This is a genomic window from Thiomonas sp. UBA7699, assembly GCF_002482605.1.
Taxonomy (GTDB): domain Bacteria; phylum Pseudomonadota; class Gammaproteobacteria; order Burkholderiales; family Burkholderiaceae_C; genus Thiomonas; species Thiomonas arsenitoxydans.
Genome location: NZ_DLGH01000021.1, coordinates 55,192 through 76,855 on the forward strand (window position 1 = coordinate 55,192; position 21,664 = coordinate 76,855).

Here is a 21,664-nt window from a genome sequence, read left to right on the forward strand (position 1 = left end):
CGCCATGAGCATCTATTCCGATTTGATCGAGCGATTCGCCCCGGACGGTCTGTCTTCGCAGCAGCAGGCTGAAATCGACTCCATCCGTCTTGCGACCCAGTTCGACGACAACGACAGCCAGTGGGGCGTGATCCTGCCGATGTATTTCCTGTCCAACCGCCGGGAGCAGGCGCGCGTCGATCAGGAAGCCCTGCTGCGGGCCGTGCAAAACATCAGCACGGGCGGCATTGACGCGGAGAAACTGGGTCGGCTCATCGGCCCGCACATCAACGCTCATGAGATCGACGTGCCCGCGCCGGAGATCAACGCGGGCAAGATCGCGCAGGCCGTCGCAAAAGCCGCGATGCCCGCCTTCGAGGCGGCCCTGACTGACCGGGTGGTCAAGATGGATGCCAAGGAAGCCCATGAGGCGATCCGGGGCGCTGTGTCGGACACCCTGTTTTCGTGGCAGGTCGCTGCGGCGGTCGCTGCGGCGTTGCTGGTCGCGATTGCGGGTTACTGGTGGGGCGGCAAACAGGTGGAATGGCGCGACCAGCCGGTCATGCAGCAGATGCAGATGCAGATTCGGCAGTTGCAGGCCGATCAGTCCAGGGGCAGGCGCTGATCGGTGAGCCACCCGGACGCCGGAGTCCGTAATCCCCTCTTCGCCGTGGCCGCGCCCACGGCGATTTCATTTGAGCGCCCGGCGCAGGTCGTTCCAGTCCGTGCGGATGCGCCACAGGCCCGCCTGAATCTTGCGGGCAGCCCAATAGGTCAGGTTGTCTCGCAAGGGGCGCGACCAACGCCAGACCTCGGGAAAGAGGATCGCCCACAGGCGCCAGTAGGATCGGAAGAACACCAGCACGGCCCCTGCGCCCAGGATCGCCAGCCACAGTCCGCCCGCATCGCCAAGACCCAGCGCCATGTGAAACACCCAGGCAGCCAGCGCGATCGGCCATAGCAGCGAAACCGCACCCAGAGCGTTTCGGAAGTAAAGCCAGCACAGCTTGATCGTGTTCATTTGTATTCCTTTCGTTTAGCGATGCGCTGTGGCGTCTGCCAGCACTTTCGCCACCCACTTGTTCATGCTCTGACCCTCGCGCGCAGCCGCCTTGGCCGCCGCCGCATGAATGCTGGGGTCGATCCGCAGCATCAACTTCCCGGATGCCGGCTTTTCGGGTTCCTGCTCCAGCTTTGCGCAGGCGGCGATGTAGTCATCAATCGCTTCGTGGAAGGACTGCTCGAACTCGGCCACGGACTCCCCGTGGAAGCCGATGATGTCGGCAATGTCCAGCACACGCCCGACCAGGATTTTGTCGTCCGGGTCGTAGCTCATGCTGGCGGTGTAGCCCTTGTAAGTCATGACGTTGTTCATGGGGTCGCTCCAATCTTTTCCAGATACTCCCGCGCCAGTCTGACGCGGTATTTCAAGGCTTCTTTCTGCGGGTGAGGCCGGTGGAAGTGGGCGCGAAACCCATCTTTCTCGAATGTCACGGATGATCCGCTTCCCTCGATGACGCGGCACCCTACCGACACAAGCAAGGCTTCCATTCGCGCCCACTCCAGATTGCCGTTGACTGGGTTGGCGAAGATCGCTTCAAGCGTCTTTTTATGCTTGCTGTTCATTGCTTAATGATAGCGCATAAGGATTGCATTCGCAAGTTAATTTGCTATCACAGAGCCTGCCGCCTCACGGTATATCCCTGTGTCCACACCGCATCGGATATTGCCGTGAAGCCCACCTTCTTCCTTGCCCCTACTTTGCCTTGGCGCACCGCCCTGCGCCGCCTGCTGTCGGCATTACTCCCCGCCGTCGCCGCGCTGGCCTGGGTGCTGCCTGGCCCCGCGCTACTGGGGCCTGCCTGCTCGCCGCTGCTTATCGTCGGCGTCCTGCTGGCCGAGAGTCCAGCGGGCCGCTTCCTGTCCGCGCTGACTTACTTCGGCATCATCGGCTCGGCGCTGCCGGGCGAGGTGCAGAGTTTCTTTGGTTCGGGATGGATGGTTGGCCTCGGTCTTTGGGTGCTGTCGAGCCTGATTCTGGCGGGGCCGTGGGCTTGGGCGTCCCGCGGCTGGCGCGTCGTCGTGGTGCTGCTGATCGAGGCGGTGCCGCCTATCGGATTCTTGGGGTGGGCTTCGCCGCTGTCCGTGGCCGGTGTGGTGTTTCCGGGCCTGGGCGTTGTCGGCTTTGCGCTTGGGCTGGCGATCCTGTGGACGCTGGCGGTGCTGGTGCGCCCGGCCTCAACACTCAACGCCCTCACGCTGTCCATGGTGGCGTCTATCGTGATTTCCGGTGCGTCCGTCTGGGCGAACGCCGCTTATACGCCACCCGAACCGCCTGCCGGCTGGCTCGGGGTGAATACGCATGTCGGGCGGGAAACCGGCGACGTGATGACCGAAGTGTCGCGCAATCAGCAGTGGATCGATCAAGCGTCTGCCGTGGTTCGCGCCAAAGCAAAGTCAAAGGCAGGGGCAAAGCAAAGGTTTGTGGTGGTGCTGCCTGAGGATGTGGCGGGAACCTGGGGGCCGGGTACGGCGGCGCAGGTTCGGGCTGCGATGCGCCCGGGCGATGTGTGGTTGGTCGGGGCTTCGGTGATTTCAAACCGTCCGCACTGGGATGGCCGCTATCTGGATGCGGTGGTCGGGCTTGGCCAGCGCGGCGATGCGGTGTTGTTCGCTTCGCCAGCGCCGGTGCCGGGTGGGATGTGGAAACCGTGGGACGGTGAGAAGTCCTACACGGCTTCGCGCTGGTGGGAGCCGGTGCAGACCATCGCCGGGGTGCGCACCTGGGCTGCGATTTGCTATGACCAAGGGATCGCCTGGCCGTGGCTGCAGGCGCTTGCGCAGCGGCCTGATGTCGTGCTGCGGGTATCGAACTTCTGGTATGAGCCTGCCGGAGCTGTAGCGCCGCGTGTGGAGGCTGCAACGGCGGCGGCTTGGGCAAGGCTCTTGGGCGCTGCGGTGGCGACGGCGGTGAATCGGGGTTAACGCTCGACGCCGGGGTCGCGGTCTGTTCGCCGGAACCTTTTCGGCGGTCGCTGGATTGACTTCATCCACGCTTTGTCTTCGAGGATGGCTTGTGTTGCGATACGCACCTCGTCGTCATCCATCACTGCGGACGGAAGCCGATAGGCAATCGTTGGCATGGACAGAATGCCAGCTTCGAGTCCGGCCCTGATCCATTCTCGATCACGCGGATCGCTTCGTGCGTATTTCGACACCGCTGCGTCGTTGGGATCAAGAAACCATGCCGTTACGCCTGACTTGAATTCAACAGGCACCATGCGATTCTGCCATCCGGTCGGCAACGCAGGCAGGCGGGGAGATACGGCGTCTGCGTAGAAGCCATGCAGTTGCTCGAAATCACTGCCAAGACCCAATTGCCGGGCGATGTCTCCAGCGCGCCCTGGATCGTCTCTGGGGTAGAGGTCAACATCAACGGACATAGTCATCGAGGGCGGCGGTGAATCTATCGCTCCCAAGATCGACAAGCTGCCGATGATGACGTAGTGGCTGTGACGCGTTGCGGCCTTGGCCTGCTCCAGCAGCAACTCAATGTCTTGCCGATTCATCGCCTGGCAAGAAAGCCAAAAGGCGTGTTCTGCCGCAGGGCAACGCCCTCGGCATCTGTGCGCAGCACTTCAGCTTGGAAATCTTTGGGATCCAACCCAAGAATTCGCTTCCATGCGGCGATGTAACGGGGGCTGCAAAGATGGCCCTGCTCCCATTGATCGACCTGCGACTGCGCACGATGACGAACAGCTTCGCGTGCATCTGGCAAAGCAAATTGCTCGCAGGCAATGCGATGGATGTCAAACAAGCGCGCATCGATCACAGCCTTTTCAGCTTTTGCTTCTCGCCGCAGAGCTAATTCCGCATCCCTGTCCGATTTCATGGCTGAACCCATCCTTCTGCGAGCGATTTTAGCTGTACATGTCTACCAAGTGCCGGAGCCAGCGCCGCTCACCACTCCGCATAAAAGCCCTCGCGGTTCAGCCGCCCGTCATTTCTTCCAGGCGCTTGCCCCGCCACTTCTGTTGCATGGCGTGCAGTGCAGCGCCGATGGTGTCGCACCGGTCGAAGAGGATGGGGGCCTCAACATAGCGATCAAAGGCGGCAACCAGGTAGGCCGGGTCTTTCAGCATCGGCTCGCGCAGGTAGAAGAAAATTCCCATTTCCTGCGCCGTCGGCTCGCGCGCGTCCATCATCTCGGCGCGCATTTCTTTGCAGGCCTTGGCGGTCTCTGGATCGACCCAGCGCTTCTCTCCGATTTGTCGAAGCCATTCTGCCTTCACGAGCGCATGCCGCGCCTTGATCGCCGCAGACGCCTTTTTCTTGCGATCCGCCTTGATCTCAGCCTGGGTCATGCAGGCCCAGTCCGGCGCGCGTTCAGCGGGCTCGTCCCACGGTCCAAACATCCGCGCCTCATCGTGCGCCGTCAGACGCCCCTCGATGGCGTCATCGGCCAATTTTGATGCGTAGTCTAGTTCTTGAGTCATGGGGATATCTCCGTTGATCGCGTTGTTGTCTGGATATGCGACAAGGCGGCAAAAGCTGCGCCTGCCGGGTTTGGCGGCGGGTCGGCGCTGGGCTGATCTCGCCCCGCTCGCCGTCCGCCTGGGCCGGGGTCGTCTGGGTCGTCGTCTGGATCGTCGTCGTCTTGCGCCGCCAGTTCGGCCTCGATCTCGGCGGCGATTTCGGCCAGCATGTCGGCGATCTCGTCGGCGATCTCGTCGGTCGGCGGAAGCTGCAGCAAGCCTGGCGCTGTCGCGCCAGAGTCAAAGTCAAAGGCAGGGGCAAAGAGAATCTTTTCTTGCCCCTGTTTTTGGTGGTTTGGTTTGTCGCAGCACTGCGCCGAGTTCCCACTCTTAGTATCTTTATAGGAATTCGGCGCAGTCACTGAGGTTGGGTGGGTGATCTTTTCTTGCCCCTGCTTTTGGGGTTCGGTGCGCGCAGAAGCCTCTGCGGCATCGATCTTGGGCGAGTCGGATTCAAGCGCCTCTACATGGATATGCGCAGAGGCGGCACAAACCGATTCCGTCGCGCCGTCGGCCTTACCAGGGTCGGACGCATCGTCTCGCCGCACGCGGGTTGCTGCTGGGATCGCACCGCTGGCGCGGAGTTCCCGGATGCGTGCGCGGATCGCTTCGGTCGATGCGCTGCGGCTCAGTCCAACCAACGCGCCACGCACGCTGCGCTCACTCACACGGCCGCCTGCCGCCAACACCATCTCGACCGCTGCATCCACCGCGCCCGCGTCCACCTTCGGCCCTGGCGCGCTATGCGGGTTGCGCATCCGGTCATGCACCATGACGCCGTACCGCTGCAGCGCCGCGTCCATCTCTGGCGTTTGCAGTCCGCCCCACAGGTGGACTTGCAGCGGCTTGCAGCCGCGCGGGTGGTTGACCGCCCGGTTGCGGCCGATCGCTTGCGCGAGACCCTGGGCATACTCGTCCAAAAGCCAGGCCCGCACCTCGGGCATGACCGGCATTGGCGGGCCATCGGCGTCGGGCTTGTCCTTGTCCACCACACGGTCCCACTCGGGCATAGGAATGCCGCAGTCAATCATGGCCGCGCGGGTGCAGGCATACGCGCCTGCAATCGATTCTTCCGACAGTAGGGGCATACCGACCAGTGCCAAATGTCGCCCACCCCAGCTATCCAAACCTCGGTCGTGCTTGCCAAACCACCCGATCGGTACGCCCGTGCCCTCTTCGAAATCCATCGCCGCAACGTCGGCTGCATCGTCGGACTGGTGGGCCTCCTGCGAATATTTGAGATAGGCCTTGTGCGTGATGATCGCTGCGGGCTTATCCATTCCCGGCGCGATCAGGTCGCGGATTTCCTCCATCCGCGCCTTCGCCTTCATGGGATAGTCGGTCTTCTTCACGCCGCCGCGGCTGTACAACCGACCCATGACACGGGTTACGCGCATGTTCTGGCTGTCCGTGGCGTCGTGGATATACCCACCCCTGGACTCAATGAGGCGCCGCATCGACTGGCTCATGGTCGCATCCAGAAACATGACGCTCCCTTTGTCCCTCGCCCACTCGATGACCGGGCTGGTTTCGTAGGCGAACAGCACGCCCTTCTCCTGCCTGGCCGATCCTGCCGCAAGGTTGCGTGCCAACGTTGCAAGCGCGCGCAGTGGGATGAAAAAGTCGTCTTCGTCGCGCAGGTAGCTGACCTTTTCCCATGACGCTGTTCCAGCCACTGAAGCCCCGACCTTGGCGACTTTTTTCTGCAGGTTGATGACGTGCTGCGCATCCTCGCCCAGCGGGATGTCCCCGGCGATTTTTGACGCCAGGTCACGGAACGTCGCGTCGATTTCAGGGGTCAGGGCGCGCATGGCGCGCGCCTGCTCCAGTTCTTCCTGCTCAGCCTCGTTCAGTGCGTCCTTGCCTCGCAGGAATTCGATCTGGCGATCCAGCCGCTCGACCAAGCCGTCGACACGGTTCCGCCAGACTTTGATGTCGCCCGCCCCGATTTCGACTTCGGCCGAAAGGCCGATGTGCTCATCGACGATGGTTAGCCGCTGGGCTTCGCGCAGGATAAAGCCGGTTTCCGGGTCGGTTTCACGCCACGCGGCCATCGCCTCTGAAAATGCCTGCACCGGCGCAACCAGGATCGGTGCGGCAAGCTGGTCGGGCAGTCCCTTGTACAAAAATTGACAGGGCGGCACCGCTGCCGGGTCGATGCCATTCGTCTTGAAAAACTGTTCTGCGCGCTGACGGCGCAGTTCGTCGCGCGTGACGTACTGCAAAACCGCAGCTTGCCCGTTCGGGCATTTGCTGCAAAGCCCCAAGGCGGGCCGATGGTTTTGATCGCCCGCCTTGGAGACCTGTACCAGCCTGTAGCAAGCGTGCGCGCCTGGGTCAACGGGCGGGCCGTTGGGCTTGCCTGCCGCGGGATCGCGCCGACCTTGGTAGACCACGGCGCCGAGGTGTGCCAACCGCTCGGCGTGCTCCTGGGCAAGTTTGTGGTTCGGCACGAGGATAACGACAGGCAGGTCTGCCGCGCGGGCTGCATCGGCGATCTGTTTGACCGCGTGGCTTTTGCCCAGACCCACGGTCGCGGCCACCCCCATCGGGGGCAGTGGCGCAGGCATAGGGGCGCCTGCGCGGCCTTCAGCCCGCGCGTTGCGGTTCGCCTCGCGCACAGCGTCGATCTCGACGATCTTCGATGCGTGAGCCTGAAAATAAGCGGCCATCGCTGCGGACATCGTGGCGCGCGTGGGCTGCAGCTCGGCGATGCGCCGGGCGATCTGGGTTTTTGTTGGGGTCGACATACCGCTCACCTCGTGTTGGTGAATGGGTATGTGCGGGGGCGGCACGGCAGGCGCGGCGACGGCCACGCCCGCCGCTTGGTCGGCGGCGGGCATGGCGATCACCCCTCGCAGCGGTGGATCAGTCCGCTCCACAGGCGGCCAGGCACGGACGCGCACCCCGCGCTGGTGGGGGTGCCCGAAGCCGCGGCAGGCGGCATTGGAAGTCGGCCTGCGGAGATTGCCATCCAACGTGCGACGTCGACGGCGGGGACGCGGCGAGCGCCTTTCCTGATCACCTCGCGATACGCTGTCCAGCGCTTATCGCCGGCCCGGACGCCTCGCTCGACGCTGGATGAGAGAGTGTGCGAGTTTTTCAGCCCTGCGACCCGTGCGACCTGTGCGTTTGTCAAATAATCGGGCGCTGTAGGCAGTTTCAGCGCCGCCGCGATCTGCCGCAGGCCGCGGTGAATTTCGAAGGCGGGGTTCATTGCGCACCTCCGGTGGAGGTGGCAGCCGCCTTGCGCGGGCGTCCGGGCCTGCGGGCGGCGGCCGCTGGGGCCTCGTCGGCGGCGGCGGTGTCGGCGGGCGGGTTGATCAGTGCGTCCACGTCGGCGGCGCGAACCAGCCAGGATTTGCCGCCGAGCCGGAAAAGCGGCAATTGCGCATACCGCATGTGCAGCGTGCCGCGTGACGGGTCGTGCGGGTCGGGCCGTGCCGCGTTGCGCAGCGCGGCGTAGGCAAATTTAATAACAGGAGCAAGCTCCCGAAGCGTATAAAGTTTTACAGAATCCATTTTGGCCTCGAAAAAACCGGGGCGCTCAATTCGGATTCAGGGCGTCACTCCATCGCGCGGGGGTGGGCGGGGCGAGCGCAAAAAAGCCGCCCGGCGCGAGTGCGCGGGGCGGCTGGGGGAGATCGTTTGTTTAGATCAGATCAATGCAGCATGCCCGCGCGGACGCGGGCGGCATAGGGCCGTTGCGCGACGAGGCGCGGTGCTATACAGATGGTGGCAAGGCCCAGCACAGCGGCCTGCGGGTCTTCGTGGGGGGCGATGCGCAGCACGGCGGCGGCGTGGTGCTGTGCTGCGGCGGCGTGGCGCCGCAGCGCGCGCGCCAGCTGTGCGGCATACGTTTGCAGCGCGGCTGCTGTGGCGGAAAGCTCCGCCAGGCGGTGCAGGCGGTCGCCGCGCAAGCGCAGAGCAAAAGCGCCGACAAACGCAACTGCGGCAACTACCGCAATAGCCTGGGCAATCCCCACGGGGTCGAGGTGAATGTGCATGTGCGCAAGCTTTCCGGCTGTGAGCAGCAGGTCTAGCCCCACGATGCCAACCAGCAGTGCAACGAACACAATCGGCAGCTGGGCCGCACGCGCCAGCCGAGCTAGCGGCCGGCTGACTTGCCTGCGAGCGAAGCGGAAGTCACGATTGCACATAATATTAAATATAGCCTGCCAGTGGCGTAATGTCAAGCGTCTATGCTCGGCTACGGGACAAAGAACACAAAACAGAAAAAAAATAAAAACAAAGGCCATTTGGCAGCCTGTGGGAATCCAGTGGGAAGCCCAAACATGCAAAAACTAGCAAAAGGCCGCGAAAAATGGGAATTGAGTGGGAATGCGCTCCCACAAAGCGCAAAAAAGCCCGACTGTTTAGGTCGGGCTTGTTCTGTAAGTGCTTGATTTACTTAATTTTATTGGCGGAGTGGACGGGACTCGAACCCGCGACCCCCGGCGTGACAGGCCGGTATTCTAACCAACTGAACTACCACTCCATGCAGATTCGGTTTGTTGAATCTGGCGTCCCCTACGAGATTCGAACTCGTGTTATCGCCGTGAAAGGGCGGTGTCCTAGGCCTCTAGACGAAGGGGACTGAACCTTCAAATATTGCTTGAATTTACTTGGTGGAGGTAAGCGGGATCGAACCGCTGACCTCTTGCATGCCATGCAAGCGCTCTCCCAGCTGAGCTATACCCCCGAAAGCAAACCAGCATTCTATACCGATTTTTTCCATCGTTGCAAGCGCTATTTCGTTGAGCTTTTGGTGACCCGCTCAGTGACGCGCGGTCTCAGAAACCGGCGCATCCACAGGCGCGCCTGACACTTCAACGGCCTTGGCGGGAATTTCGTCTTCCAGGGCCACGGGAACGCGCTCAAGCGCCAGGTCTAAGACCTGATCAATCCATTTCACCGGGATGATGCTCAGGTTGGCTTTCACGTTTTCAGGCATCTCCTGCAGGTCCTTGACGTTTTCTTCGGGAATCAGCACCGTCTTGATCCCTCCTCGCAGCGCCGCGAGGAGTTTCTCCTTCAGGCCACCGATTCCGAGCACCTCACCTCGCAGGGTGATTTCTCCAGTCATGGCAATTTCAGCCTTGACGGGAATGCCCGTCATCGCGGAGACGATCGCAGTCGTCATGGCAATACCGGCGCTCGGACCATCCTTGGGCGTCGCGCCTTCTGGAACGTGAATGTGCAGATCGCGTTTCTCGAACAACTCGTCCTTGATGCCAAGGCGTCGTGAGCGAACCCGCACCACCGTGCGAGCGGCCTCGACCGATTCCTTCATCACATCGCCCAGAGATCCGGTGCGCAAAATGGCACCCTTTCCGGGCATAGCGGTAGCCTCGATGGTCAACAAATCGCCGCCGACTTCGGTCCAGGCCAAGCCCACCACCTGACCGACTTGATTCTGTTTTTCGGCGATGCCAAAGTTGAAACGCCTCACGCCGATGAAGTCGTGAAGGTTGTCTTCGGTGACCACAACCTGATCGGTGTAGGTTTTCAGCAAGCGTCCTTTGACGGCTTTGCGGCAGATGCGCGAAATCTCACGCTCCAACGAGCGCACCCCGGCCTCGCGCGTGTAGTAGCGAATCAGGCCTCGAATGGCACTTTCCGTGACGTCGAGTTCGTCTTTCTCTACCCCGTTGTTCTTCATCTGCTTGGGCAGGAGATAGCGCTGGGCGATGCTGACCTTCTCATCCTCGGTGTAGCCGGCCAGACGAATGACCTCCATCCGGTCGAGCAGCGCCGGGGGAATGTTGAGCGAATTCGAGGTGGCGACGAACATCACATCGGACAGGTCGAAATCAACCTCGACGTAGTGATCGCTGAAGGTGTGGTTCTGTTCGGGATCGAGCACCTCCAGCAAGGCAGAGGACGGATCGCCGCGGAAATCCATGCCGAGTTTGTCCACCTCGTCGAGCAGGAACAGAGGGTTGCGAACCGCCACTTTGTTCAGGCTCTGCAGGATCTTGCCGGGCATGGCGCCGATGTAGGTGCGGCGATGGCCACGAATCTCGGCCTCGTCTCGCACGCCGCCCAAGGCCATGCGCACGAACTTGCGCCCGGTCGCGCGAGCGATGGATTGACCCAGCGAGGTCTTGCCCACCCCCGGAGGGCCGACCAGACAAAGAATCGGCGCCTTGACCTTGTCCACGCGCTGTTGAACCGCGAGATATTCCAGGATGCGTTCCTTGACCTTTTCAAGGCCGTAGTGATCTTCCTCCAGCACCGCCTCGGCAAATGCCAGATCGTGGCGTACCTTGCTCTTCTTGGACCAGGGCAGGCTGATCAGCACGTCGAGGTAATTGCGCACCACCGTGGCTTCAGCCGACATCGGGGACATGAGCTTGAGTTTTTTGAGCTCGCCTTCGGCTTTCTTCTTGGCCTCTTTGGGCATGCGCGCAGCCTTGATCTTTTTCTCGATCTCTTCGATGTCCGCGCCGTCTTCGCCCTCGCCCAACTCCTTCTGGATGGCCTTGACCTGTTCGTTCAGGTAGTACTCGCGTTGGCTTTTTTCCATCTGGCGGCGCACCCGACCACGGATGCGCTTTTCGACTTGAAGAATGCCGACTTCACGTTCGAGTTGTTCAAGCAAATTTTCCAGACGCGCATGTACATCGTGCAGATCGAGCACAGACTGTTTCTGTTCCAGCTTGAGCGGAAGATGCGCGGCGATGGTGTCGGCCAGACGGCCCGGATCGTCGATGCCGGAAATCGAGGTGAGAATTTCAGGCGGGATTTTTTTGTTCAGCTTCACATACTGGTCGAACTGCGCCACCACCGCACGCCGCATCGCTTCGGATTCCGCGCTGGTTTCCGAGCTGGATTCGATAGGCACAGCTTCGCAGGCGAAATAGTCGCCGTTGTCCCGGATGTTCAGGGCGCTGGCCCGCTGCGCGCCTTCAACCAGCACCTTGACCGTGCCGTCGGGCAGCTTGAGCATCTGCAAAATGCTCGAAAGACAACCCACATCGAACAAATCGTCGGGCTTGGGCTCATCTTTGGCCGCGGCCTTCTGCGCGACCAGCATGATCTGCTTGCCGCTTTCCATGGCCGATTCCAGCGCCTTGATCGACTTGGGACGCCCTACAAACAAGGGGATCACCATATGGGGAAAAACGACCACATCGCGCAGAGGCAGCAGCGGCAGCGCAGTGAGGTCGGTGTTTTGCTCAGGGGTATCTGACATGTAGGTCACCCGAAAATAAGTTGGTGTGCAGATGGGGACTCAGGCTGAATTTGCAAGCCGGCGATACTGGCGACCTGCTGCGCTTGCAACCGCCTGCTGGCTGTCGTCAGGCTCAGGACGCCTTCGCCGCATCCTGGTAGATGAGCAGCGGCTTGGCGCCTGACGTGATCACGTTTTCGTCAACGACGACGCTCGCCACGCCTTGCGCATTGGGCAGGTCGAACATGAGGTCAAGCAACGCCTGTTCAACGATGGAGCGCAGCCCGCGCGCACCGGTCTTGCGCTCAAGCGCTTTGTGCGCAATCGCATCGAGCGCGGCCGGGCGAAACTCCAGCTTGATGCCATCCATCTCGAACAGCTTCTGGTACTGCTTGACCAGCGAATTCTTGGGCGCCGTGAGAATTTCGATCAGCGCGGGCTCGTCAAGTTCTTCGAGTGCAGCCACCACCGGCAGACGCCCCACCAGTTCGGGAATCAGGCCGAACTTGACGAGATCGTCCGGCTGAGCCTGAAGGAAAGTCTCGGAGACACTGCGCTCAGACTGAGTCTTGACCGTGGCCGAAAATCCGATGCCCGACTTCTCGGAACGATTGCGGATCACCTTTTCCAGACCGTCGAACGCTCCGCCGCAGATGAACAGAATATTGGTCGTATCGACCTGAATGAAATCTTGATTGGGATGCTTGCGCCCGCCTTGCGGCGGCACCGAAGCCATCGTGCCTTCGATGAGCTTGAGCAAAGCCTGCTGCACGCCCTCGCCCGACACATCCCGCGTGATGCTGGGGTTGTCCGATTTGCGGGAGATCTTGTCAATCTCGTCGATGTAGACAATGCCGCGCTGCGCCCGCTCGATTTCGTAGTTGCAGTTCTGCAGCAGCTTTTGAATGATGTTCTCGACGTCTTCGCCCACATAACCGGCTTCGGTCAGCGTGGTGGCGTCGGCGATAACAAAGGGCACGTTGAGCAACCGGGCCAGCGTCTGCGCCAGCAGTGTCTTGCCGGAACCCGTAGGGCCCACCAGAAGAATGTTGCTCTTGGCCAGCTCGACATCGCTGGTCTGGCCGATGTGCTTGAGCCGTTTGTAGTGGTTGTATACCGCGACTGCCAGAATGCGTTTGGCCGCCTCCTGCCCGATCACATACTGATCGAGAATGGCCTTGATTTCAGTCGGCGTCGGCAAATCGGAGTTCACCACCTTGCCATTGGCGTCCGTTGCAGTCACTTCATCGCGAATGATCTCGTTGCACAGGTCGATGCACTCATCGCAGATGAAGACCGAAGGGCCGGCGATGAGTTTCTTGACCTCGTGCTGGCTCTTTCCGCAGAACGAGCAGTACAGGGTCTTTTCACCGGAAGATGATTTTTTCTCAGCCATGGGCGTGTATCTACTTGGAGGGTGAGGATCAGGAGCGCTTGGAGATGACTTCGTCGATCAGGCCATAGTCCTTGGCCTCGTCGGCCGACATGAAAAAGTCGCGTTCCGTGTCGATGCCAATTTTTTCAAGGGTCTGGCCCGTGCGCTCGGCAAGAATGCCGTTGAGTCTTTCGCGCAGATAGAGAATTTCGCGCGCCTGAATCTCGATGTCCGTCGCCTGGCCCTGCGCTCCGCCAGAGGGTTGATGAATCATGATGCGCGAATTGGGCAGCGAGTAGCGCTTACCCTTTGCGCCAGCCGCCATCAGGAAGGCGCCCATGCTGGCGGCAATGCCGGTGCACAAGGTGGACACGTCGGGTTTGATGAACTGCATGGTGTCGAAAATCGCCATGCCGGCAGACACCGAGCCGCCGGGCGAATTGATATAGAGCGAAATATCCTTGTCGGGATTTTCCGACTCGAGAAACAGCAATTGCGCCACGACCAGATTGGCCATCTGATCGTTGATGGGGCCGACCAGAAAAATCACCCGCTCGCGCAGCAGCCGCGAGTAAATGTCATAGGCGCGTTCACCGCGGCCGCTTTGCTCGATGACCATGGGCACCAGGCCCAGGTTTTGAATGTCAGTAGCGCTCATGGAAGAAAAAAACGTGAAGGTGGACACAGATTAGCACGCACTTTGCCCTGCCGATGCCAGCGTGGGGGATTTCCGCACCGGGTTTGCGGTGGGCGCAACAGCGTCCTTAAAACACAAAAGCCGCTGCACGCCTGGGCGCACAGCGGCTCTCAAGGAAACGTAGGGCCGCCCCAAGTTTCCTTGACCCCTGCCTGCGGGCGCGGGCTGGGCGCAGCCCGGCCCTGGGGCGCTCATCAATATGACCAACGGGCTCAGTTCTGGCCCATCAGCTCATCGAAACCGAGCGATTTGTCCGTCGTCTGCGCCTGTGCGAAAACGAAGTCGGTCACGTTGTTTTCCATGACGATAGCTTCGGCCTGTGCCATGCGCTCCTGATCGGCGTAGTACCAGCGCACCAAATCCTGTGGCTGCTCGTAACTGGCGGCGAGTTCTTCGACGTAGGCGCGCACCTGTTCGGGCTTGGCTTGCAGATCGTGGTGCTTGACCAACTCGGAAACGATCAGGCCCAGACGCACGCGACGTTCAGCCTGCTCCTTGAACAATTCGGGCGGCAGCGGAGCTTTGTCGGCATCTTTCATACCGCGCTCGGCCAGATCCTGACGGGCGCTGGCCATCAACTCATTCACTTCGTTTTGCACCAGCGCGCTGGGCAGATCGACCGCAACGGCTTTTTGCAGCAGATCCATGACGGCCAGCTTGTTGCGCTGCGTCAGACGCGATTTGACTTCGCGGCTCAGGTTACTGCGGATATCGTCGCGCAGACGCTGCACGTCGCCATCTTCAACGCCCAAGGCCCGGGCGAAATCGGCATCGACTTCGGGCAGCAGCGGCCATTCGATCTGGGTGACTTTCAGGGTGAATTGCGCCGTCTTGCCGGCAACGGCGCGCCCCTGATAGTCCTCAGGGAAGTGCAGTTCAAAAATCTTGCTTTGCCCGGCTTGCAGCCCTTTGGTGGCGGCTTCGAACTCGGGCAGCATGCGGCCTTCGCCCTGAACGAAAGTGAAACCTTCGGCCTTGCCGCCTTCGAAAGCGGTGCCGTCGATGCGACCTTCAAAATCGACGGTGACGCGATCTCCATCTTGCACTTCCAGCCCTTCGGACGTTTGACCGTTCGGCGCGGCTTCGCCACGCGTCACAAACTGGGTGCGCTGCTTGCGCAACACTTCGATGGTTTTGTCGATGGCGGCCTCGTCCACTTCGGCGGTCACGCGTTCGATAGCCTGGGTGGAGAGATCCGGGATCTGCACGTCGGGATAGACCTCGAACACAGCATCGAACGCCATCACGTCCGCTTCGATCCCTTCGGTCTTGGGGCTGAATTCCGGCGCCCCCGCCACGCGCAGACGGGCGCTGGTGGCGATGTCGTAAAACGCGTTGCCGATCTTGTCTTGCAGCACTTCCATCTCGACGGACGGCGCGTAGCGCTGCGTCACCATGGACATCGGCACTTTGCCCGGGCGGAAGCCGGGCAGGCGCAGCGTGCGGCTCAGATTCTTCAGGCGGGAATTGATTTCGTTCTGCACAGCGGCCTTGGGCACGGTCACGGTCACACGGCGCTGCAGTTTGTCCAGGGTTTCGACAGTCATGGGGAAAGTCCAGTGTTCAAAAAAGGGATCAAAGACCGCCAAGCCTGCGCTTGCCGGTTGGTGCGAGGGGGGGGACTCGAACCCCCACGCCCGTGAAGGCGTCAGGACCTAAACCTGGTGCGTCTACCAATTTCGCCACCCTCGCGGGGTGATCTGTCGCCAAAAACTTTACGCTCGCGCCTTATGTTTCAACTCGGTCTCAACTGGGGCTCACCTCGGAAGGCGGCTATTCAGTGCGGCCTATTCACTGCGGCATTGATTCTTGGGCAATCGGCTATTCTAGCTGCCTCCAGCCTGCCTGATGCAGTGCTCAACATGCCCCCGCCTCAAATCCCTGATTCCTGCGCCAAACCGCCCCCCGGCTCGTCGACTTATTACGCGCTGCAACGCTGCCCGCCCGCGCGCCGTGCGGCGCTGACGCTGTTGCTGGACGTGCATGTGCAGGTGCGCAGCATCGTCACCACGGTCAGCGACCCGGCTGTCGCACAAGCCAAGCTGGCCTGGTGGCATGCGCAGATGCTGGCGCTCGATCAAGATCGGGCAGAGCACCCTTCCCTGCGTGCTCTCGGGAGATGTTTTCGGGATCAGGGTCTGCGGCCACAGGCGCTGCTCGGCCTGATTGAAAGCGTGGACATCGACCTGCGACAGAACCGGTGGATGGATCGGGCCGCGCTCGTGCACTATTGCCGGGCGGGCAGCGGGCAGACGCTGCGCAATGCGGCAGCGCTGCTGGGGCTGACCGCACCCCCCGCCCTGGACGCAGCGGAGGAACTGGGCGTGGCGCTGAAAATGACCAGTCACATCCGGCATCTGGGGCGCGATGTCGCGCAGGGCCGGGTGTATCTGCCGCTCGATGCCCTGCAGCGGCACGGGGTCAAGGCGGTGGACTTGCAGCAGCGCGTGGTCAGCCCGCCCATTCGTGCCTTGCTGCAGGAACAAACCACACTGGCCCGCACGGCTTTGAGCACAGCTCGCGGCGCGCTCACACCCTACCCTGCCGCACAGACCGCACCTCTACTGGCTCTGGGCGCCATGACGGAGGCGCTGCTGATCGAAATCGAGCGGGCCGACTTTGCGGTACTACACCAGCGCATCAGCCTGACGCCATTGCGCAAGCTCTGGATCAGCCGCACCAGCACCTTACGGCGCAGAAATTAGCCGTTCAAGCCCGCTCAAGTTCGGCACGCAAGGCGCGGTATTCGTCGAGCGCTTCGGGATTGGCCAGCGCCGAGACGTTTTTCACCGGGTCGCCGTGAATCAGGTTGCGCACCGCGATTTCCACAATCTTGTTGCTCTTGGTGCGCGGAATATCGTGCACCTGCACGATCCGCGCGGGCACATGGCGCGGCGTGGTGTTGTTGCGAATCTCACGCTTGATCGCGTCGATCAGCGCCTCGTCGAGCACCAAGCCGTCGCGCAGACGCACGAACAGCACCACGCGCACATCGCCGTAAGTACCGGGTGGCCAGTTCTGGCCGATCACGATCGATTCGAGCACCGCGTCGATGCGCTCGACCTGGCGGTAAATCTCCGCCGTGCCGATGCGCACGCCGCCGGGATTGAGCGTTGCATCCGAGCGGCCAAAAATGATGTAGCCGCCATGCGACGTGCGCTGAATGTAGTCGCCATGCCACCATACATTCGGGAACTGCGCGAAGTAGGCGTCAAAGTATTTTTGGGCGCCTTTTTCCAGACTGCCGTCCACCAGAAAACCCAGCGGCATGGAGGGAAAGGGCTTGGTGCAGACCAACTCGCCTTTTTGCCCGTCCGGCAGGGGCTTGCCGTCGTCGCCCGCCACGATCACCGCCATGCCCAGAGCGCAGGCCTGAATCTCGCCGCGCCAGACCGGGTTCATGGGCGACCCGGCAATGAAACAGGCCACCAGATCAGTGCCGCCCGACAGGGAACTGAGGCAGATGTCGGCCTTCACCTTGCCGTAGATGTAGTCGAAGCCTTCGGGCGCCAGCGGCGAGCCGGTCGACATGAGGGTGCGAAGATCGGTGAGGCGGTGCGTGTGCATCGGCGCGATACCCGACTTGCCCAGCGCCTCGATGAACTTGGCCGAGGTGCCGAGATGCGTGAAGCCCACCGCATCGGCGTAGTCGAACAAAATGGCGTTGTCGCGCACACCGGGCGAGCCGTCGTAAAGGCAAACCGTCGCCCCCTGGCTGAGCGCAGACATCAGCCAATTCCACATCATCCAGCCGCAGGTGGTGAAAAAGAACACGCGGTCTTCGGGATGAATATCGGCCTGCAACCGCATCTCGGCCAGATGCTTGAGCAGCACCCCGCCCGCGCGGTGCACGATGCATTTCGGCGCCCCGGTGGTGCCGCTCGAATACAGGATGTAGACCGGATGATCGAAGGGCTGCGCCGCATATTGCACCGCCTGCGGGGTCAATGGCGCGAGCGCATCCTCCCACACCTGAGCGCCGGCAATCGCCGCCACGCTCAAGCTTTGCCCGCGCGCCTGTGCCACATAGGGCACGATGACGGTTTTCACCAGCGAGGGCAATTGCGGCACGAGTTCGGCCAGCTTCTCCAGGTTGGAAAAGGTTTTGCCGTTGTAGAAATAGCCGTCGCAGGCAATCAGCACCTTGGGCAGGGTCTGGCCGAAACGATCGAGCACGCCTTGCACCCCGAAGTCGGGCGAAGCGGAGGTGAAGGTGGCGCCGAGGCTGGTGGCCGCGAGCATGGCAATCACCGTCTCGGGCATATTGGGCATATAGGCCGCAACCCGGTCTCCGGGCTGGACGCCCCAATGCTTCAAGGCTTGCTGCAGCCGAGAGACTTCGGCGTGCAATTCGCGCCAGCTCAGGCGGCGTTGCACTTGATCTTCGCCCCAGAAATGCAGCGCTATGGCATCGTCATTGCGGCGCAGCAGGTTCTGGGCGAAGTTGAGGCGGGCGTCCGGGAAGAATCGCGCGCCGGGCATGCGCTCGGCGTCGATCAGCACCCGCTCGCCTTTGTGCTCGGCGATCACGCCGGAGGTTTCCCACACCGCGTCCCAGAAATGGGCCTGCTCGGCGATCGACCAATCGAGCAAGTCTTGGTAAGTCTGCAAATGCAGGCCGTGGCGCTCATTTACCCAATGACGAAATGCCTCGACGTGCGAAGCGGCGATGCGCTGCGGCGAGGGCAACCAAAGCGGCTGGTTGGTTTCGGAATCTGGCATGACGCAATCTCTCGAATAGAGGTCAGTTTGAGTCGGCATGCTGCGTGAGCAATTCGCGCAGCCTATCGGGCAAGGGCGCGCTCTTGCGCCGCGGAAAATCCACCCAGACCACGCGCGAACCGCCACTGGCGTAGATCGTGTCGGGATCGTCGGTGCGGCTGAGCAAGGTGTAGGTGTCAAAGCTGGTACGCCCCACATCGGTGGTGTAGAGCCGCGCCAGCACCTCGCCGGGGTACTTCAATTTGATCTGAAAATTGCAGAACGCGTTGACGATCACTGGCCCCAGGCCTGCGGGGTTGGCGGGTACGCCGGTTTCGCGCAGCCACTCCAGGCGGATGATTTCCATGTAGCGGAAATAGATCGTGTTGTTCACATGGCCCATCACATCCATATCGCCCCAGCGTATGGGCAGGGTCAGGGTGTGAACCAGTTGTTTTTGTTCAGGGATTTCGAATCGCATCGGGCTTTTCCTCAGATGCCAAAGCCATCATCAGCCGTCAGGATGGCGCCGTTGACCAGGCTGCTTTGCCCGCTGGCGAGCATGACCAGCATGGCGTCGAGATCTTCGGGCTTGCCCAGGCGTTTGCGCGGCAGCATCTGCATCAGACGCTGGCCCGCCTCGGTCTGCCAGTGATGGTGGTTCATCTCGGTATCGATATAGCCGGGACAGATGGCGTTGACATTGATGCCGTACTTGCCCCACTCCACCGCCATCGCCCGCGTCATGTGAATCACGGCGGCCTTGCTCATGGCATAGACCCCCAGCTTGGGTATGACTCGCAGCCCGGCCACCGAGGCCACGTTGATGATGCGCCCGCCGGCCCAGGTGCCCGGCGTCACGCCCAGCGAACGCGCCACCATGCGCCGCGCCACTTCCTGCGCCACAAAAAAGGCTCCGCGCACATTGGTGCCGAAAACGTCATCGAAATCTTCGGGCGTGGCGTCGAGCAGTTTTTGCTGCGCAGAAATGCCCGCGTTGTTCACCAAAATGTCGATCGGCCCCATCTCGGTCTCGGCATGCGCCACCGCCGCGCGGATGCTGGCGGTATCGGTGACATCGAGTTCGACCACATGGGCGTCGCCCCCCTGCCCTTCGATGCGGGCCCGCAGCTCCTTGAGCCGCTCCATGCGCCGACCGCTGAGCACCACGGCGGCTCCCGCCTGCGCCAGTACCTCGGCAAATCGCCAGCCGAGCCCGCTCGATGCTCCGGTGACCAGGGCGACGCGGCCCGAAAGTTCGATGGTGTATGCCATGTCTATCCTTGAGAATAAAGCGCAGCAGGCCGTCCGTCGATTCCTGGCTGACTGCCTTGCGCTGATGACACAATGGTAGAGGCAGCCGAGATGCGCGTCGGCTCGACCGTGGCTAAGTCTGCAGTGCAACAATCTTGCCACGCCTCCTCCATCCCGCAACCGCGCCCCAGATCAACCATGCAACAGCGACAGCCCAGCTTGCTTCAGCGTTATCTGCAATGGGAAGAAGGCTTGACCCTTGCGGCCAATCGTTTGAGTCGGCAGGCCTGGGTGCGCCGCTTCTTTTCCGCCATCAGCCGCCTTGGCAACGGCTGGGGCTGGGCGGCCATTTTGTGTTTGCTGCTCTGGCTCGATGGGCGCGAGGCGATCTCGCCGATTCTCTGGATGATCGTGACCACGTTCATCGGCACCGGCCTGTACTGGTCGATCAAGCGTCTGGCGGCCCGTCCGCGCCCGAGTGAACATTGCCATCGCATCGTGCTCAGCGAACCCCCGCTCGATCAGTTCAGCTTTCCCTCCGGCCACACCCTGCATGCGGTGAACTTCACCCTGCAGATCCTGTTTTTCGCCCCGATACTGGGCTGGATTGCTGTGCCGTTTGCCCTGTTGATCGCTGCTTCGCGGCTGATTCTGGGGCTGCATTACCTCTCCGATGTCCTCGTCGGCGCGGTGCTCGGCATGCTGCTCGCCACCTTCGCCCTCGCCTTGCGAATTTCCGTGATGTGAACAGGCCCGGGGGCCGAAACAGCGCGGCGCCCGCCCGCTTTGTCGATAATGGCGATATGTCCGAACGCATCATTCCCATCGTCGACCATCATTACGCGACAAGCGTGCCGTCCGTCCCTGCCGACACCGGCAGTACGCCGCAGCAGCCGACCGACCGTTTTCACCGCCCTCTGCACGATTTGCGGATCTCGGTGACCGACCGCTGCAACTTTCGCTGCACCTACTGCATGCCGAAAGAGATATTCGACAAGCACTATGAATTCCTGTCGCATGCCGACTTGCTGAGTTTCGAGGAAATCACCCGCTCGGCCCGGATTTTCATGTCCCTTGGCGTGCGCAAAATCCGGCTCACTGGCGGTGAACCGCTGCTGCGCAAAAACCTCGAACGACTGGTGAAGATGCTGCACGGCCTGCGCACCCCGGAGGGTCTGGCGCCCGAACTGACGCTGACGACCAACGGCTCCATCCTCGCCCGCAAGGCGACCTTGCTCAAGGAGGCGGGGCTCGATCGCGTTACCGTCAGCCTCGACGCGCTGGATGATGCGGCCTTCCGTCAGATGAACGATGTCGACTTCCCCGTGGCCGAAGTGCTGCGAGGCATCGACGCCGCCCTAGCCGCGGGCCTCGGGCCGGTGAAAGTCAACATGGTGGTCAAGCGCGGTACCAACGACGCGCAGATACTACCGATGGCCGAACATTTCCGCGGCACCGGCGTGGTGCTGCGTTTCATCGAATACATGGATGTGGGCAACACCAACGGCTGGCGCATGGACGAAGTGCTGCCGTCGCAACAGGTCATCGACCGCATTCACGCCGCCCATGCGCTGCACCCGCTGGAGCCGCACAGCGCCGGCGAAACCGCCCAGCGCTGGGCCTATGACGATGGCGCGGGTGAGATCGGCGTGATTTCCAGCGTGACCCGCGCCTTTTGCGGCGACTGCAACCGCGCCCGGCTGTCGATGGAAGGCAAGCTCTACCTCTGCCTGTTCGCCACCCACGGCCACGACGTGCGCGCCCTGCTGCGCGGCGATCCGCGCAGCGGCCTGGCCCCGGTCAGCGACGAGCAGCTGCGCGCCGCGCTGGCGCAGGTCTGGACGGCGCGCGATGACCGATATTCCCTGCTGCGCGGCACGGCGGCAGGCCTGGCCCAGCGCGCCGAGCGCAGGGTTGAGATGTCTTACATCGGCGGCTGAAAGCGG

General features: G+C 61.9%; 21 protein-coding genes and 4 tRNA genes. 5 read left to right on the forward strand and 20 right to left on the reverse strand.

Annotated features, from left to right (window positions below):
• Window positions 1-4: 4 nt before the first annotated feature.
• On the forward strand, window positions 5-604 hold the full coding sequence (locus tag B3H47_RS09490) for a hypothetical protein (protein ID WP_286986819.1): 600 nt from the start codon (window positions 5-7) through the stop codon (window positions 602-604).
• Window positions 605-670: 66 nt separating this feature from the next.
• On the opposite strand, the gene B3H47_RS09495 is transcribed toward B3H47_RS09490, so the two are convergent.
• From B3H47_RS09495 to B3H47_RS09505, 3 genes are read right to left on the reverse strand one after another with little or no spacing between them, the layout of a single operon-like run.
• Window positions 671-1,000, reverse strand: a complete 330-nt coding sequence (locus B3H47_RS09495; protein WP_286986820.1) for a hypothetical protein — start codon at window positions 998-1,000, stop codon at window positions 671-673.
• A gap of 15 nt (window positions 1,001-1,015) precedes the next feature.
• Window positions 1,016-1,354, reverse strand: a complete 339-nt coding sequence (locus B3H47_RS09500; protein ID WP_286986821.1) for a type II toxin-antitoxin system HicB family antitoxin — start codon at window positions 1,352-1,354, stop codon at window positions 1,016-1,018.
• Window positions 1,351-1,605 carry a type II toxin-antitoxin system HicA family toxin gene (locus B3H47_RS09505; RefSeq protein WP_286986822.1) on the reverse strand — a complete coding sequence of 85 codons (255 nt, stop codon included), beginning with the start codon at window positions 1,603-1,605 and terminating at the stop codon, window positions 1,351-1,353. The genes B3H47_RS09500 and B3H47_RS09505 overlap by 4 nt, the downstream gene beginning before the upstream one ends.
• Window positions 1,606-1,710: 105 nt before the next feature.
• On the opposite strand from B3H47_RS09505, the gene B3H47_RS09510 reads away from it, so the two are divergent.
• The gene (locus B3H47_RS09510) at window positions 1,711-2,964 is read left to right on the forward strand and encodes a hypothetical protein (RefSeq protein WP_286986823.1); all 1,254 of its coding nucleotides are present in this window, start codon (window positions 1,711-1,713) and stop codon (window positions 2,962-2,964) included.
• Here the strand turns inward: B3H47_RS09510 and B3H47_RS09515 are convergent.
• From B3H47_RS09515 to B3H47_RS09580, 14 genes are all read right to left on the reverse strand, one after another.
• The gene (locus B3H47_RS09515; RefSeq protein WP_286986824.1) at window positions 2,961-3,548 is read right to left on the reverse strand and encodes a DUF6036 family nucleotidyltransferase; all 588 of its coding nucleotides are present in this window, start codon (window positions 3,546-3,548) and stop codon (window positions 2,961-2,963) included. The genes B3H47_RS09510 and B3H47_RS09515 overlap by 4 nt on opposite strands.
• Window positions 3,545-3,871, reverse strand: a complete 327-nt coding sequence (locus B3H47_RS09520) for a hypothetical protein (RefSeq protein ID WP_286986825.1) — start codon at window positions 3,869-3,871, stop codon at window positions 3,545-3,547. The genes B3H47_RS09515 and B3H47_RS09520 overlap by 4 nt, the downstream gene beginning before the upstream one ends.
• 97 nt (window positions 3,872-3,968) lie before the next feature.
• Window positions 3,969-4,445, reverse strand: a complete 477-nt coding sequence (locus B3H47_RS09525) for a hypothetical protein (RefSeq protein WP_286986826.1) — start codon at window positions 4,443-4,445, stop codon at window positions 3,969-3,971.
• Window positions 4,446-4,471: 26 nt separating this feature from the next.
• The gene (locus tag B3H47_RS09530) at window positions 4,472-7,357 is read right to left on the reverse strand and encodes a hypothetical protein (RefSeq protein ID WP_286986827.1); all 2,886 of its coding nucleotides are present in this window, start codon (window positions 7,355-7,357) and stop codon (window positions 4,472-4,474) included.
• A 370-nt stretch (window positions 7,358-7,727) separates the two neighbouring features.
• Complete coding sequence (locus B3H47_RS09535; RefSeq protein WP_286986828.1) at window positions 7,728-8,036, reverse strand: hypothetical protein; 309 nt, start codon at window positions 8,034-8,036, stop codon at window positions 7,728-7,730.
• A gap of 140 nt (window positions 8,037-8,176) precedes the next feature.
• Window positions 8,177-8,674 (reverse strand): hypothetical protein, encoded by a 498-nt coding sequence (locus tag B3H47_RS09540; RefSeq protein ID WP_286986829.1) that lies wholly within the window; start codon window positions 8,672-8,674, stop codon window positions 8,177-8,179.
• 261 nt (window positions 8,675-8,935) lie between these two features.
• Window positions 8,936-9,012 (reverse strand) — tRNA-Asp (locus tag B3H47_RS09545).
• A gap of 23 nt (window positions 9,013-9,035) precedes the next feature.
• Window positions 9,036-9,111 (reverse strand) — tRNA-Glu (locus B3H47_RS09550).
• 29 nt (window positions 9,112-9,140) lie between these two features.
• Window positions 9,141-9,216 (reverse strand) — tRNA-Ala (locus tag B3H47_RS09555).
• Between the two features lie 75 nt (window positions 9,217-9,291).
• Window positions 9,292-11,712, reverse strand: a complete 2,421-nt coding sequence (lon, locus tag B3H47_RS09560; RefSeq protein ID WP_286986830.1) for an endopeptidase La — start codon at window positions 11,710-11,712, stop codon at window positions 9,292-9,294.
• A gap of 112 nt (window positions 11,713-11,824) precedes the next feature.
• Window positions 11,825-13,087, reverse strand: a complete 1,263-nt coding sequence (clpX, locus tag B3H47_RS09565; RefSeq protein ID WP_286986831.1) for an ATP-dependent Clp protease ATP-binding subunit ClpX — start codon at window positions 13,085-13,087, stop codon at window positions 11,825-11,827.
• A 28-nt stretch (window positions 13,088-13,115) separates the two neighbouring features.
• Window positions 13,116-13,724, reverse strand: a complete 609-nt coding sequence (gene clpP, locus B3H47_RS09570; RefSeq protein ID WP_013106041.1) for an ATP-dependent Clp endopeptidase proteolytic subunit ClpP — start codon at window positions 13,722-13,724, stop codon at window positions 13,116-13,118.
• 251 nt (window positions 13,725-13,975) lie between these two features.
• A complete protein-coding gene (gene tig, locus B3H47_RS09575; protein WP_276708797.1) occupies window positions 13,976-15,310 on the reverse strand; it encodes a trigger factor in 1,335 nt (444 codons plus the stop codon).
• Between the two features lie 58 nt (window positions 15,311-15,368).
• Window positions 15,369-15,455 (reverse strand) — tRNA-Leu (locus tag B3H47_RS09580).
• Window positions 15,456-15,625: 170 nt separating this feature from the next.
• On the opposite strand from B3H47_RS09580, the gene B3H47_RS09585 reads away from it, so the two are divergent.
• The gene (locus tag B3H47_RS09585) at window positions 15,626-16,468 is read left to right on the forward strand and encodes a squalene/phytoene synthase family protein (RefSeq protein WP_286986832.1); all 843 of its coding nucleotides are present in this window, start codon (window positions 15,626-15,628) and stop codon (window positions 16,466-16,468) included.
• 4 nt (window positions 16,469-16,472) lie between these two features.
• On the opposite strand, the gene B3H47_RS09590 is transcribed toward B3H47_RS09585, so the two are convergent.
• Genes B3H47_RS09590 through B3H47_RS09600 form a run of 3 tightly spaced genes read right to left on the reverse strand, consistent with a single transcriptional unit; the run spans window position 16,473 to window position 19,739 of the window.
• Window positions 16,473-18,485 (reverse strand): acetoacetate--CoA ligase, encoded by a 2,013-nt coding sequence (locus tag B3H47_RS09590; protein ID WP_286986833.1) that lies wholly within the window; start codon window positions 18,483-18,485, stop codon window positions 16,473-16,475.
• 22 nt (window positions 18,486-18,507) lie between these two features.
• Window positions 18,508-18,945 carry an acyl-CoA thioesterase gene (locus B3H47_RS09595; RefSeq protein ID WP_286986834.1) on the reverse strand — a complete coding sequence of 146 codons (438 nt, stop codon included), beginning with the start codon at window positions 18,943-18,945 and terminating at the stop codon, window positions 18,508-18,510.
• A gap of 11 nt (window positions 18,946-18,956) precedes the next feature.
• Entirely contained in the window at window positions 18,957-19,739 is a 783-nt protein-coding gene (locus B3H47_RS09600; RefSeq protein ID WP_286728487.1) for an SDR family oxidoreductase, read from the reverse strand.
• A 177-nt stretch (window positions 19,740-19,916) separates the two neighbouring features.
• Here B3H47_RS09600 and B3H47_RS09605 point away from each other — a divergent pair, with 177 nt between their 5' ends.
• Both B3H47_RS09605 and moaA read left to right on the forward strand, forming a co-directional pair.
• Window positions 19,917-20,465 carry a phosphatase PAP2 family protein gene (locus B3H47_RS09605; protein ID WP_276707819.1) on the forward strand — a complete coding sequence of 183 codons (549 nt, stop codon included), beginning with the start codon at window positions 19,917-19,919 and terminating at the stop codon, window positions 20,463-20,465.
• Window positions 20,466-20,521: 56 nt separating this feature from the next.
• The gene (gene moaA, locus B3H47_RS09610) at window positions 20,522-21,658 is read left to right on the forward strand and encodes a GTP 3',8-cyclase MoaA (RefSeq protein ID WP_286728488.1); all 1,137 of its coding nucleotides are present in this window, start codon (window positions 20,522-20,524) and stop codon (window positions 21,656-21,658) included.
• The last annotated feature ends 6 nt before the right edge of the window (window positions 21,659-21,664 follow it).